This window comes from Enterobacter cloacae complex sp. 382A5 (assembly GCF_050031095.1).
Classification (GTDB): domain Bacteria; phylum Pseudomonadota; class Gammaproteobacteria; order Enterobacterales; family Enterobacteriaceae; genus Enterobacter; species Enterobacter cloacae.
Window position 1 is genome coordinate 4336609 of record NZ_JBLGVK010000001.1, and the last position, 12859, is coordinate 4349467.

12 protein-coding genes are annotated in these 12859 nt (G+C 55.0%); 5 read left to right on the plus strand and 7 right to left on the minus strand.

Features of this window, described 5'->3' with window-relative positions; translation table 11 throughout:
• The first annotated feature begins 110 nt into the window (after positions 1–110).
• The 5 genes from nirB to ACQG2G_RS20595 all read left to right on the plus strand — a co-directional run bounded on the left by nirB (position 111) and on the right by ACQG2G_RS20595 (position 6243).
• Positions 111–2654, plus strand: a complete 2544-nt coding sequence (gene nirB, locus ACQG2G_RS20575) for a nitrite reductase large subunit NirB (protein WP_013099064.1) — start codon at positions 111–113, stop codon at positions 2652–2654.
• A complete protein-coding gene (nirD, locus tag ACQG2G_RS20580) occupies positions 2651–2977 on the plus strand; it encodes a nitrite reductase small subunit NirD (RefSeq protein ID WP_013099065.1) in 327 nt (108 codons plus the stop codon). The genes nirB and nirD overlap by 4 nt, the downstream gene beginning before the upstream one ends.
• Before the next feature lie 135 nt (positions 2978–3112).
• Complete coding sequence (cysG, locus tag ACQG2G_RS20585) at positions 3113–4486, plus strand: siroheme synthase CysG (RefSeq protein ID WP_013099066.1); 1374 nt, start codon at positions 3113–3115, stop codon at positions 4484–4486.
• Between the two features lie 145 nt (positions 4487–4631).
• Positions 4632–4802, plus strand: coding sequence for a YhfL family protein (locus ACQG2G_RS20590; RefSeq protein WP_008503029.1), 171 nt, complete (start codon positions 4632–4634; stop codon positions 4800–4802).
• A gap of 118 nt (positions 4803–4920) precedes the next feature.
• A complete protein-coding gene (locus ACQG2G_RS20595) occupies positions 4921–6243 on the plus strand; it encodes an IS4 family transposase (protein ID WP_020686790.1) in 1323 nt (440 codons plus the stop codon).
• Positions 6244–6359: 116 nt separating this feature from the next.
• Here ACQG2G_RS20595 and trpS read toward each other — a convergent pair whose 3' ends face one another.
• The 7 genes from trpS to aroK form a co-directional block, all read right to left on the minus strand.
• A complete protein-coding gene (gene trpS, locus ACQG2G_RS20600; protein WP_013099067.1) occupies positions 6360–7364 on the minus strand; it encodes a tryptophan--tRNA ligase in 1005 nt (334 codons plus the stop codon).
• Positions 7357–8118: a phosphoglycolate phosphatase gene (gph, locus tag ACQG2G_RS20605; protein WP_013099068.1), complete on the minus strand. Its 762-nt coding sequence runs from the start codon at positions 8116–8118 to the stop codon at positions 7357–7359. Before gph ends, trpS begins: the two co-directional genes overlap by 8 nt.
• Positions 8111–8788 (minus strand): ribulose-phosphate 3-epimerase, encoded by a 678-nt coding sequence (rpe, locus tag ACQG2G_RS20610; RefSeq protein WP_008503032.1) that lies wholly within the window; start codon positions 8786–8788, stop codon positions 8111–8113. The genes gph and rpe overlap by 8 nt, the downstream gene beginning before the upstream one ends.
• Before the next feature lie 41 nt (positions 8789–8829).
• Positions 8830–9642 (minus strand): adenine-specific DNA-methyltransferase, encoded by an 813-nt coding sequence (dam, locus tag ACQG2G_RS20615; protein ID WP_013099069.1) that lies wholly within the window; start codon positions 9640–9642, stop codon positions 8830–8832.
• Between the two features lie 67 nt (positions 9643–9709).
• Positions 9710–11011, minus strand: a complete 1302-nt coding sequence (damX, locus tag ACQG2G_RS20620; protein ID WP_029882161.1) for a cell division protein DamX — start codon at positions 11009–11011, stop codon at positions 9710–9712.
• Positions 11012–11103: 92 nt separating this feature from the next.
• Positions 11104–12192 carry a 3-dehydroquinate synthase gene (gene aroB / locus ACQG2G_RS20625; RefSeq protein WP_029882162.1) on the minus strand — a complete coding sequence of 363 codons (1089 nt, stop codon included), beginning with the start codon at positions 12190–12192 and terminating at the stop codon, positions 11104–11106.
• Positions 12193–12249: 57 nt separating this feature from the next.
• A complete protein-coding gene (gene aroK, locus ACQG2G_RS20630) occupies positions 12250–12771 on the minus strand; it encodes a shikimate kinase AroK (RefSeq protein WP_003861630.1) in 522 nt (173 codons plus the stop codon).
• Positions 12772–12859: the final 88 nt, after the last annotated feature.

A 12859-nucleotide genomic window follows, 5' to 3' on the forward strand; every position in this document is an offset into this window, starting at 1 on the left:
TCATACATCTACCACCTAGGGAGTAGGCGAAGGCGTATTTGATTTGCATCAATAAGTGCCCCTGCTGAATCGTTAAGGTAGGCAGTAATAGAAAAGAAATCGAGGCAAAAATGAGCAAAGTCAGACTCGCTATCATCGGTAACGGCATGGTCGGCCACCGCTTTATTGAGGATCTTCTCGATAAAGCCAGCGCTGAGCAGTTCGATATTACCGTGTTCTGTGAAGAACCCCGCAAGGCGTACGACCGTGTGCACTTGTCTTCCTACTTCTCCCATCATACCGCCGAAGAGCTCTCTCTGGTGCGTGAAGGTTTCTATGAGAAGCATGGCGTAAAAGTGCTGGTGGGCGAACGCGCTATCACCATCAACCGTCAGGAGAAAGTGATCCACTCCAGCGCTGGCCGTACGGTTTTTTACGACAAGCTGATCATGGCGACTGGCTCATATCCGTGGATCCCGCCTATCAAAGGTTCGGAAACGCAGGATTGCTTCGTTTACCGTACCATTGAAGATCTCAACGCCATCGAATCCTGCGCACGTCGCAGTAAACGCGGCGCGGTGGTCGGGGGCGGCCTGCTGGGTCTGGAAGCAGCCGGAGCGTTGAAAAACCTCGGCGTTGAAACGCACGTCATCGAATTTGCCCCGATGCTGATGGCCGAACAGCTGGACCACATGGGTGGCGATCAGCTGCGCCGTAAGATTGAAAGCATGGGCGTGAAAGTCCACACCAGCAAAAACACCAAAGAGATTGTGCAGGAAGGCACCGAAGCGCGTAAAACCATGCGCTTTGCCGACGGCAGCGAGCTCGAAGTTGACTTTATCGTCTTCTCAACCGGTATTCGCCCACGCGACAAGCTGGCCACCCAGTGCGGTCTGGCGGTTGCCCAGCGCGGCGGGATCATGGTGAACGATACCTGCCAGACCTCCGACCCGGATATCTATGCTATCGGCGAATGTGCCAGCTGGAATAACCGCGTGTACGGTCTGGTGGCGCCGGGCTACAAAATGGCGCAGGTCGCCGTTGACCATATCCTCGGAAACGAAAACGCCTTCGAAGGCGCGGACTTGAGCGCCAAGCTGAAGCTGCTGGGCGTGGACGTGGGCGGCATCGGCGATGCGCATGGCCGCACGCCGGGCGCGCGCAGCTACGTCTATCTCGATGAGAGCAAAGAGATCTATAAACGCCTGATCGTCAGCCAGGACAACAAAACCCTGCTCGGTGCGGTGCTGGTGGGCGACACCAGCGACTACGGCAACCTGCTGCAACTGGTGCTGAACGCCATCGAACTGCCGGAGAATCCGGACGCGCTGATCCTCCCGGCGCACGCTTCCAGCGGCAAGCCGTCTATCGGCGTCGATAAACTGCCGGACAGCGCGCAGATCTGCTCCTGCTTCGACGTCACCAAAGGCATGTTGATCTCCGCCATCAACAAAGGCTGTCACACCGTTGCGGCGCTGAAAGCGGAAACCAAAGCCGGAACCGGCTGCGGCGGCTGTATTCCTCTGGTCACACAGGTGCTTAACGCCGAACTGGCGAAACAGGGCATCGAAGTGAACAACAACCTGTGCGAGCACTTCGCGTACTCTCGCCAGGAGCTGTATCACCTGATCCGCGTGGAAGGCATTAAATCCTTCGACGAACTGCTGGCCAAGCACGGCCAGGGCTATGGCTGCGAAGTGTGTAAACCGACCGTCGGCTCCCTGCTGGCCTCTTGCTGGAATGAGTACATCCTCAAACCAGAACATACGCCGCTGCAGGACACCAACGACAACTTCCTGGCAAATATCCAGAAAGACGGGACTTACTCCGTTATCCCACGCTCTGCGGGCGGTGAAATCACCCCGGAAGGGCTGGTGGCCGTGGGCCGTATCGCGCGTGAATTTAACCTCTACACCAAAATCACCGGTTCCCAGCGTATCGGCCTGTTTGGTGCACAGAAAGATGACCTGCCGGAGATCTGGCGTCAGCTGATTGAGGCGGGCTTCGAAACCGGTCATGCGTATGCCAAAGCGCTGCGCATGGCGAAAACCTGCGTGGGCAGCACCTGGTGCCGCTACGGCGTGGGCGACAGCGTGGGCTTCGGCGTCGAGCTGGAAAACCGCTACAAAGGCATCCGTACCCCGCACAAAATGAAGTTCGGCGTCTCCGGCTGTACCCGTGAATGTGCCGAAGCGCAGGGGAAAGACGTGGGGATCATCGCCACCGAGAAAGGCTGGAACCTGTACGTCTGCGGTAACGGCGGGATGAAACCACGCCACGCTGACCTGCTGGCGGCCGATCTTGACCACGACACGCTGATTCAGTATCTCGACCGCTTCATGATGTTCTACATCCGTACCGCCGACAAACTGACCCGTACCGCTTCCTGGCTGGATAATCTGGAGGGCGGCATCGACTACCTGAAGTCGGTCATCATCGACGATAAGCTGGGCCTGAACGAACATCTGGAAGCGGAGATGGCGCGCCTGCGCGCGGCGGTGATTTGCGAGTGGACGGAAACCGTCAACACGCCAGCGGCACAGACACGCTTCAAACACTTCATCAACAGCACCCAGCGCGACCCGAACGTGCAGGTAGTAGCAGAGCGCGAACAGCATCGTCCGGCGACACCTTATGAACGTATTCCGGTGACGCTGGTGGAGGAAAACGCATGAGCCAGTGGGTAAACATCTGCAACATTAACGACATTCTGCCGGCAACCGGCGTCTGTGCGCTGCTGGGAAACGAGCAGGTCGCGATTTTCCGCCCTCGCCACGACGAACAGGTTTTTGCCATCAGCAATATCGACCCGTTTTTTGAGGCCAGCGTCCTCTCCCGCGGGCTGATTGCCGAGCATCAGGGTGAACTGTGGGTCGCCAGTCCGCTGAAAAAACAGCGTTTCCGTTTAAGCGACGGACTGTGCATGGAAGATGAAAGCTACTCGGTGAAGCACTACGACGTTCGCGTGAAGGACGGCCAAGTGCAGTTAAAAGCCTAACCCCCCGCCTTTCCTATAGGAAAGGCTTATGACCCCTTATGGGTAACGGCAGGAAAAACCGTATGTTTCCGGCGATTCCTGCTGTTATTCTGACGTCAATTCTTACCCCCTCCATGAATGCTGTGAGGTAATGTCGTGGACCACCTGCCGATTTTCTGTCAATTACGCCATCGCGACTGCCTGCTTGTGGGTGGCGGCGATGTGGCTGAACGCAAAGCCCGCTTGCTGTTAGAGGCAGGTGCCCGTCTTACGGTTAACGCCCTCGCCTTCGCACCACAGTTTGAAGCCTGGGCGAAGGAAGGGATGCTCACGCTGAATCAGGGGGAGTTTAACGAGTCCCTGCTGGATACCTGCTGGCTGACTATTGCCGCGACGGATGACGATGAAGTGAATCAGCGCGTTAGCGATGCCTGCGAAGCGCGCCGTATCTTCTGCAACGTGGTGGATGCGCCGAAAGAAGCCAGCTTTATCATGCCGTCGATAATCGACCGTTCACCGCTGATGATTGCGGTGTCGTCAGGTGGCCGCTCGCCGGTTCTCGCCCGCCTGCTGCGGGAAAAACTGGAAGCACTGCTGCCGCAACATCTTGGACAAATTGCCCACTATGCAGGGCAACTGCGTTCACGAGTGAAGCAAACCTTCGCGACCGTGGGCGAGCGCCGTCGCTTCTGGGAAAAATTCTTCGTCAATGACCGACTGGCCCAGTCGCTGGCCAATCAGGACGTGAAGGCGGTTGAAGAGACGACCGAGCAGTTACTCTCTGAACCGCTGGATCATCGTGGCGAGGTGGTGCTGGTAGGCGCAGGCCCCGGCGATGCGGGATTACTGACGCTGAAAGGACTCCAGCAGATCCAGCAGGCCGATACCGTTGTGTATGACCGTCTGGTCTCCGATGAGATCATGAATCTGGTACGTCGCGATGCGGACCGGGTGTTTGTGGGTAAACGTGCGGGTTATCACTGCGTGCCGCAGGAAGAGATTAACCAGATCCTGCTGCGGGAAGCGCAAAAAGGAAAACGTGTGGTGCGCCTGAAGGGCGGGGATCCGTTTATCTTTGGTCGCGGCGGCGAGGAACTGGAAACCCTCTGCAACGCAGGTATTCCGTTCTCTGTGGTGCCTGGCATTACGGCGGCATCCGGCTGTTCGGCATACTCCGGTATTCCATTGACCCATCGTGATTACGCGCAGAGCGTGCGTCTGGTGACGGGGCACCTGAAAACCGGCAGCGAACTGGACTGGCACAACCTGGCCGCCGAAAAGCAGACGCTGGTCTTCTATATGGGGCTGAATCAGGCCGCTACGATCCAGGCGAAATTACTGGAACACGGCATGGAAGCGGATATGCCCGTCGCGCTGGTGGAAAACGGCACCTCCATTAAGCAGCGCGTGGTAAATGGCGTGCTGACACAGCTGGGTGAGCTGGCGCAGCAGGTTGAAAGCCCGGCGCTGATTATTGTCGGCCGCGTGGTCGAGCTGCGCGATAAACTCAACTGGTTCTCAAATCACTAGCGCATATTCTCCCTTCTTCGAGTAGTCCTTAACCGGACTACTCCCCTGTTACTGCTGTCGATAACATACCTCCCGCGAAATGGAACTTTTCCATTTATTCCCTCGTGTTACATCCAATTTAGTTTTTTTAAGACAAGGAATGCGTATGTTCAAACTGGCTAAAGCTGCCGTTCTGGTAGGCCTGTTATCGACTCTGACGGCCTGCACTGGCCACGTGCAAAACACCAAAAACAACTGCAGCTACGATTACCTGCTGCACCCGGCGATCTCCATTTCGAAGATCATCGGGGGTTGTGGCCCGGCGGCACAGCAGTAAGCTGTTTTACAGGTGTAAAAAAACCGGGGATTCCCTAATGCCGATCGTTTAAGGATCGGTTGACCGATCCGGTGGCTGGTGTAAAAAGGGTTCATGTTCATCATGGACCCTTTTTTAAATGGAACTTTCACAAGCCCTCGGCATTATCAACGTTACCTCCCCTGAGCACGCCCGTAGCCTCTCGGACCTCATTCCCACTGAATTCATTCAGAAAGCGTTAACGTTGACTGATACTGTCACACTCCGCAAACGCAAACTTCCTCTTGAATCCATGATTTGGCTGGTCGTTGGCATGTCCATTTTCTGCAATCGCCCTATGACCGAGATCGTGAATCTGATGGATATCACTGACAGGACCGGTGAGCCTTTCACCGCCCGCAGCTCAGTTATTCAGCGCCGAAAAACGCTCGGGGAAGATGCTGTGCGGGAACTGTTCGACATTACACAGCGGTACTGGAACCAGCAGGCGGCCCATCCGAAATGGCACGGACTGAATCTGTTTGCTGTGGACGGTGTTGTCTGGCGTACGGCAGACACGCCGGAAAACAGCGCGGCCTTCAGCAGACCCGCAGGGCGAAATGGTACCGGTGGCTATCCGCAGGTCAGGATGGTTTGTCTGATGGAGCTGAGCAGCCATCTGATCAACGCCAGCGCCTTTGACAGCGAGAACGTCAGCGAAATGCGACTGGCAGCGCAGCTGGCAGAAAGAACGCCGGATGAGAGTATCACTTTATTCGATAAAGGATTTTACTCTCCGGGACTGCTTCATCACTGGCAGATGTCCGGAGAAAACCGGCACTGGCTGCTGCCACTGAAAAAAAACACACAATATGAAGTTGTGCGTAAGCTGGGACGTGGCGACGAGCTTGTTGAACTGAAAACCAGCCCACAGGCCCGGAAACAGTGGCCAGCACTCCCGGGGCGGTTCACCGCAAGACTGCTGACCCGAACGGTTGACGGAAAAGAAAAACAGGTTCTGACATCCCTGACAGACCAGAATCGCTACCCTGGCAATGATATCAGCGAGTTATATCGTCACAGGTGGGAAATTGAACTGGGTTACCGGGAAGCGAAGCAGGGAATGATGGACAGCCGCTGGACGTTACGCAGTAAGTTGCCAGAACTGGTGCGACAGGAGTTATGGGGGGTACTGCTGACTTACAACCTGGTGAGATACCAGATGGTAAGGATGGCGTTTGAACTGAAGGGCGATTATCTGCCTTACCAGTTGAGCTTTAGCGGCACAATAAGTGAAATAACCAGGCTTCTGATAACGCTGCCATGGGCCTCACCGGGTAAGATGCCGGGTGAGTTAAGAACGCTGTATGAGAAAGCAAAGTGGCTAGTATTACCGGGAAGAAGAGAGCGAAGTTACCCCCGGGAAGTGAGAATAAAAGCCCAGAAATATCCGGCAAGAAAAAATGCTGATCACCTTAAGTGACCAGCATTAGGGGATTCCCCGGTTTTTTTGTTTAGAAAAGTGCGGCGTGATGCCCTCACCCACAGGGAGAGGGTACAAACCCTAAAACGGTAACGCCGTTACCGTTTTGCTTTTACCTACGGCTTACCCACAAACCCAATCGCTTCGTACACCGCTTTCAGGGTTTCTGACGCGCGCGCGCTGGCTTTTTCAGCGCCCTCTTTCATCACCTTCTGCAGGAAGGCTTCATCGTTACGGTAGCGGTGATAACGCTCCTGGAGCTCGGTCAGCATACCGGAAACGGCATCCGCCACTTCGCCTTTCAGGTGGCCGTACATCTTGCCTTCAAAGTGCTGCTCCAGCTCAGGAATGCTCTGGCCGGTCACACCGGAGAGGATATCCAGCAGGTTGGAGACCCCCGCTTTGTTCTGCACATCGTAGCGCACAACAGGCGGCTCGTCGGAGTCGGTCACGGCACGCTTGAGCTTTTTAACCACCGATTTCGGATCTTCCAGCAGGCCGATAACGTTGTTGCGGTTATCGTCAGACTTGGACATCTTTTTGGTCGGCTCCAGCAGCGACATCACGCGTGCACCAGATTTTGGAATAAATGGCTCTGGCACTTTGAACACTTCGCCATACAGGGCATTAAAGCGCTGGGCGATATCACGGCTCAGCTCCAGGTGTTGCTTCTGGTCTTCACCCACCGGCACCTGGTTAGTCTGATACAGCAGAATGTCAGCCGCCATCAGCACCGGATAGTCAAACAGACCGGCGTTGATGTTCTCGGAATAGCGCGCGGATTTATCCTTGAACTGCGTCATACGGCTCAGTTCACCAAAGTAGGTGTAGCAGTTCAGCGCCCAGCCAAGCTGTGCATGCTCCGGCACGTGAGACTGAACGAAGATGGTGCTCTTTTCAGGATCGATCCCGCAGGCCAGATAGAGCGCCAGGGTGTCCAGCGTGGCTTTACGCAGCTTCTCAGGATCCTGACGGGCGGTAATAGCATGCAGATCCACAATGCAGTAAATGCAATGGTAGTCATCCTGCATGCTAACCCACTGACGTAACGCACCCATGTAGTTACCAATGGTCAATTCACCTGACGGCTGGGCGCCACTAAAAACGATGGGCTTAGTCATTTTTCAATTCCTGATGTTCACTGTATGAAAGCCCGAGTGCGGGCAACAAATCTTTGAAGCGATCGAACACGACGTCCGGCTCACTCAGGGTAATGGCCTCACCGTAGTTGTAGCCATAGGTTAACCCCACGGAGGGACAACCCGCCGCTCTGGCAGCCAGAATATCATTGCGTGAATCACCGACAAAGAGCAGCTCAGCAGGTGTTAAGGATAATTTTCCTGCCACCAGCAACAGCGGTTCCGGGTGCGGCTTTTTATTCTGTACGTCATCACCGCCCACAATCACGGTGAAGTATTTCGCGATATCCAGCGCGTCCAGCAATGGCGCAACAAACGGCGTCGGCTTGTTGGTAACCAGCCCCAGCGGAATGCCTTTCGCATGCAGCGCGCTCAGCGTTTCCTTCACGTCCGGGAACAGGAAGCTGCCTTCTTCAACGGTTTCTTCGTAGAAACGGTCAAACAGTTTGCGCAGAATTCGCAGCTGTTCTTCCTGCGGGATATCCGCGTGATCAACGCTCGGTTTGCCCTGTGCGGAACGTTGTGACGCACGCTCCTGGCGAGCCCACGTCAGGGCGCGCTCCATCAGGACATCTGCGCCATTCCCAATCCACGTCACGACGCGATCTTCGCCCGCGACGGGCAGTTCAAGGGCGTACAGCGCCTGGTCGACGGCGCTCGTTAAGCCCGGCGCGCTGTCAACCAGCGTGCCATCGAGGTCAAATGCAATACCCCGGGTTGCCTGCAATTTATCCATGACTTACCTTCGCCAGCTCGCGGCGCATTTCATCTATAACTTTTTTGTAATCCGGTTGGTCGAAAATTGCCGAACCGGCAACGAACATATCCGCGCCCGCAGCCGCAATTTCACCAATGTTATTCACCTTCACGCCACCATCCACTTCCAGACGGATGTCATAGCCGGACTCATCAATACGACGGCGCACTTCACGCAGTTTATCAAGCGTGTGAGGAATGAATGACTGCCCGCCAAAGCCCGGGTTAACGGACATCAGCAAGATAACGTCCAGCTTATCCATCACATAGTCGAGATAGCTCAGCGGCGTTGCCGGGTTAAAGACCAGGCCCGCTTTACAGCCGTTTTCTTTAATCAGCTGCAGCGTGCGGTCAACGTGTTCAGACGCTTCCGGGTGGAAGGTAATGATACTGGCGCCCGCCGCGGCAAAATCAGGCACGATGCGATCAACCGGTTTCACCATCAGATGGACGTCAATGGGCGCGGTAATACCGTAGTTACGCAGCGCCTTGAGCACCATGGGGCCAATGGTCAGATTAGGAACATAGTGGTTATCCATAACGTCGAAATGGACGACATCCGCACCTGCGGCGAGCGCGTTAGCAGTGTCCTCACCCAGGCGGGCAAAATCGGCCGACAGAATTGAGGGAGCAATCAAAAACTGTTTCATCCGCATCTCCTTGAAATGTGTTTACCGGCGGGCAAAACGGCTCAGGGGCGATAAAGAGCCAGGAGTTCGTCCACCTTTTTACGTGTGCCGCCGTTGCTGCTAATGCTACGCCGCACTTTGACCTGAAAATGCTTCGCCGCTTTGTACCATTCGCGCGTATCAGGGGTATCGTGATTCGAAATTAACACCGGAATTCTTTTGCTGACCAGCTTTTCCGCCATCTCCGCCAGACGGGCTTGCTCGGCCGGACTGAAGCTGTTGGTGTGATAGGCGGTAAAATTCGCCGTCGCAGACAGCGGGGCGTAAGGCGGATCGCAGTAAACCACCGAGTCTACGCCCGCCAGTTCCATACACTCTTCATATGAGAGGCAGTGGAATTCTGCATTCTGCGCTTTTTCAGCAAAGTGATACAGCTCGTCCTGCGGGAAGTAAGGGCGCTTATAGCGGCCAAACGGCACGTTGAATTCCCCACGCAGATTATACCGGCACAGGCCGTTGTAACCATGGCGGTTGAGATAGAGGAACAACAGCGCCCGTCGGAACGGATCCTGGCTCTGGTTAAACTCAGTGCGCAGCTGGTAGTAAACATCCGGATGATTGTTCTCGGGCGTAAACAGCTTGCGCGCCTCTTCCACATACTCATCGGTACGCAGTTTGACGATGTTATAGAGGCTGATGAGATCGCTGTTGATATCCGCCAGGATATAACGAGAAAAATCGGTGTTCAGGAACACCGATCCTGCGCCCACAAAGGGCTCGATAAGACACTCGCCTTTAGGCAGGTGCTTTTTAATATCATCAAGCAGGGGGTATTTCCCCCCTGCCCATTTCAGAAAAGCGCGATTTTTTTTCATGCTGACTAACTGATTACACCTTCTCCGGCTGTGGAGAAAGCTCCGACAGCATCCTGCGCTTTAAACATTACTTAAGATCGGCCTGAACCTGATGAATGGGCTTCGCCCACGGGTTTTTCGCCTGAACGTCTGCTGGCAGTGTCGCCACGGCACGTTTCGCTTCATCTTTAGAAGCATACACACCGCTCACCAGCACATACCACGGCTGCCCGTTACGGGTCGTCTGATAAACCACGTAGTTTTTCAGATTCGATTTCTTCGCCCAACCGTTGAGGTTGTCATAGTTGGACGAACTGCTCAGCTGCAGCGTGTAGTTACTGGATGGCGCAGATTTCAGTGAACCGACGTTACCCGTCGTTTTACCGGTTGTGCCAGCCGATGCTGTGGCGGTTGCAGCTGGAGCCGTTGTCGCCGCAGGTGCAGTGGTGGTGGCCGTGGCTTTCGGTGCAGTCTGCGTCACTGGCGCTTTTGCGGGCTCGCTTGCCGCAGCGGTTTCAGTCCGTTTCGGCTGCACCGGGGTTGCTTTTACTTCTGGTGCTTTTACCACAGCCTGAGGTTTGGTTTCACGCTTAGGTTCAATGACCGCCTGCTTACGTTCCTGACGTGGTGCAGTCTGAGTCTGACGCGGCTTGCTTTCGGTTGCTGCGGTTTGTGGCTGAGCGTTGCCACCGCGAACAGGCGCAACGGTTGCAGGTTCAGTTGGCAGCGTAGAATTCACCACGACGTTATCCACCTGCTGCTGGTTTTGCGGCTGCATCAGCGCGTTGTTCAGATCGCCCTGAACTTCTACACGCTGCTGGCCTTCTGGCGTGGCAGGTGCCTGATTCTGAGCGGGGGTAGAAGAGACTGGCGGCAGGGAAACATCCTGCGGCGTCGTTGTGTTACTGGCGGTCTGCTCTGCGGAGGTGGTCCCCGGCGCTGGCTGTGCACCATTTGCCTGATCTGCCGCATCGTTACCGGAGAGGTTGATGCTCTTCTCAGTGGAAGCCGTTTGCTCGCCAGAATTCGTGGAAGGCGCTTTCAGCGCGGAGCCAATGCCGACAATCAGCAGCACAAGCACCAGAACGCCCAGTCCCATCATGATGTACTGGCGGGAGGCCGGTTTCTGCGCGGCCGCTTTTTTACGTTTACGCGGGCGACGCTCTACTGGCTCTTCGTCCATTGAATCTTCTTCGGACTCATAATCCTCTTCTTCTCGCTCATCACGCGCATTGCGGCTACGTGAAGGGCGACGATCGTCTGCATCCAGATCAACATCGTCAAAGTTGATCTGCGGCTCGTTATCACGTTCTGAAGATTGACGAGAACGACCAGTACGACGATCGCTGGGATCGGGTTTCAGCTCGTCTTCTGGTTTGAATTCATCCATTTAACACCCCACTCAAAGGCTTATGCCTACGACTTTGCATTTCGCCTGAAGCTAAACGACCACCGGTAACAGTGGCCTGACCTTTCTAATTGTTACGCCTGCTGACAATCAGCGATAGCGCCAAGAACGACATCGTGCGGCACTCCGCCGCGCACTTCACTCTTCCCTATTGCAAGCGGGAGTACAAGACGCATCTCACCTGCCAATACTTTTTTATCGCGCATCATGTGGGGTAAATACGCTTGCGCCGACATCTCCTGCGGCCCGGTTACCGGCAAGCCAGCACGTTCCAGCAGTGCGATGATACGTGCCGTCTCTTCCGGTTTGAACTGACCCAGACGTTCGGAGGTACGGGCAGCCATCACCATGCCAGCAGCGACAGCTTCACCGTGGAGCCAGTTTCCGTAACCCATTTCGGCTTCAATCGCGTGGCCAAACGTATGCCCAAGATTCAGTAAAGCACGTAAGCCCGTTTCACGCTCGTCTGCTGCAACAACTTCTGCTTTCAGCTCACAACAACGGCGAATGCAGTATGCCAGTTTAGCCTCATCCAGGCGCAGCAGCGCATCCATATTCTCTTCCAGCCAGTTAAAGAACTCACCGTCGAGAATAATGCCGTATTTGATCACTTCAGCCAGGCCAGAGGCCAGTTCGCGTGCTGGCAGGGTTTTCAGACAGTCGAGATCCACCACCACCGAAGCAGGCTGGTAGAACGCGCCAATCATGTTTTTGCCGAGCGGATGGTTGACCGCGGTTTTGCCGCCAACGGAAGAGTCGACCTGAGACAGTAAGGTGGTCGGAATCTGAATAAAACGGACACCACGTTGATAGCTTGCTGCCGCAAAGCCCGTCAGATCGCCCACAACACCGCCGCCGAGAGCAAGCAGTGTCGTATCGCGACCATGGGGTTTTTGCAGCAATGCGGTAAAGACGGTATCCAGTACCGTCAGGCTTTTATACTGCTCGCCATCGGGCAGAATTACACTGTCGACCTTCACGCCCGCCTGCTCAAGCAGGTGGCGAACGCGGTCAAGATAAAGCGGAGCCAGCGTCTCATTGGTGACCAGCATCGCCTGATCACCCGCTTTCAGTGGTAAAAAGGAAGCTGGGTCGTTAAACAAACCAGCCGCGATGGTGATAGGGTAACTACGTTCCCCGAGAGTAACTGTAATCCTCTCCATGACGCGACATCCACCTTTAATGCTTTTACCCGCAGGCGAGTGTATATAAAGCCAGAATCAGTTGCTTTCCAGCATATGAATAATCTGGTTTGCAACCACTTTAGCGCTCTGATCATCAGTACGAATGGTCACATCAGCAATCTCTTCGTACAGAGGATTGCGTTCATCGGCCAACGCTTCCAGAACTTCGCGTGGTGGCGTTTCAACCTGCAGCAGCGGGCGCTTTTTATCGCGCTGCGTACGTGCCAGCTGTTTTTCAATGGTCGTCTCAAGATAGACCACTACGCCACGGGCGGAGAGACGGTTGCGGGTTTCGCGAGATTTTACAGAACCGCCGCCGGTCGCCAGCACGATGCCCTGTTTTTCCGTGAGTTCGTTGATCACTTTTTCTTCTCGGTCACGGAAACCTTCTTCGCCTTCTACATCGAAGACCCAGCCCACATCAGCTCCGGTTCGTTTCTCAATCTCTTGATCAGAATCGTAAAATTCCATATTGAGTTGTTGAGCTAACTGACGCCCAATAGTGCTTTTGCCGGCACCCATAGGCCCAACCAGAAAGATATTGCGTTTCTCTGCCATTTTTTCGGTACTACTAAGACTATTCGTTAATGGTAATCCCCGCTTCGCAGACACCCGGCGTAGCAGGACATGAACTGAAACCTCATAT

What these genes read in the sequence shown, in the direction of transcription:
- aroB (WP_029882162.1), bottom strand. Translation starts at nt 12,192, where the DNA reads ATGGAGAGGATTACAGTTACTCTCGGGGAACGTAGTTACCCTATCACC.
- ACQG2G_RS20590 (WP_008503029.1), top strand. Translation starts at nt 4,632, where the DNA reads ATGTTCAAACTGGCTAAAGCTGCCGTTCTGGTAGGCCTGTTATCGACT.
- damX (WP_029882161.1), bottom strand. Translation starts at nt 11,011, where the DNA reads ATGGATGAATTCAAACCAGAAGACGAGCTGAAACCCGATCCCAGCGAT.
- ACQG2G_RS20595 (WP_020686790.1), top strand. Translation starts at nt 4,921, where the DNA reads ATGGAACTTTCACAAGCCCTCGGCATTATCAACGTTACCTCCCCTGAG.
- nirB (WP_013099064.1), top strand. Translation starts at nt 111, where the DNA reads ATGAGCAAAGTCAGACTCGCTATCATCGGTAACGGCATGGTCGGCCAC.
- rpe (WP_008503032.1), bottom strand. Translation starts at nt 8,788, where the DNA reads ATGAAACAGTTTTTGATTGCTCCCTCAATTCTGTCGGCCGATTTTGCC.
- nirD (WP_013099065.1), top strand. Translation starts at nt 2,651, where the DNA reads ATGAGCCAGTGGGTAAACATCTGCAACATTAACGACATTCTGCCGGCA.
- gph (WP_013099068.1), bottom strand. Translation starts at nt 8,118, where the DNA reads ATGGATAAATTGCAGGCAACCCGGGGTATTGCATTTGACCTCGATGGC.
- trpS (WP_013099067.1), bottom strand. Translation starts at nt 7,364, where the DNA reads ATGACTAAGCCCATCGTTTTTAGTGGCGCCCAGCCGTCAGGTGAATTG.
- aroK (WP_003861630.1), bottom strand. Translation starts at nt 12,771, where the DNA reads ATGGCAGAGAAACGCAATATCTTTCTGGTTGGGCCTATGGGTGCCGGC.
- dam (WP_013099069.1), bottom strand. Translation starts at nt 9,642, where the DNA reads ATGAAAAAAAATCGCGCTTTTCTGAAATGGGCAGGGGGGAAATACCCC.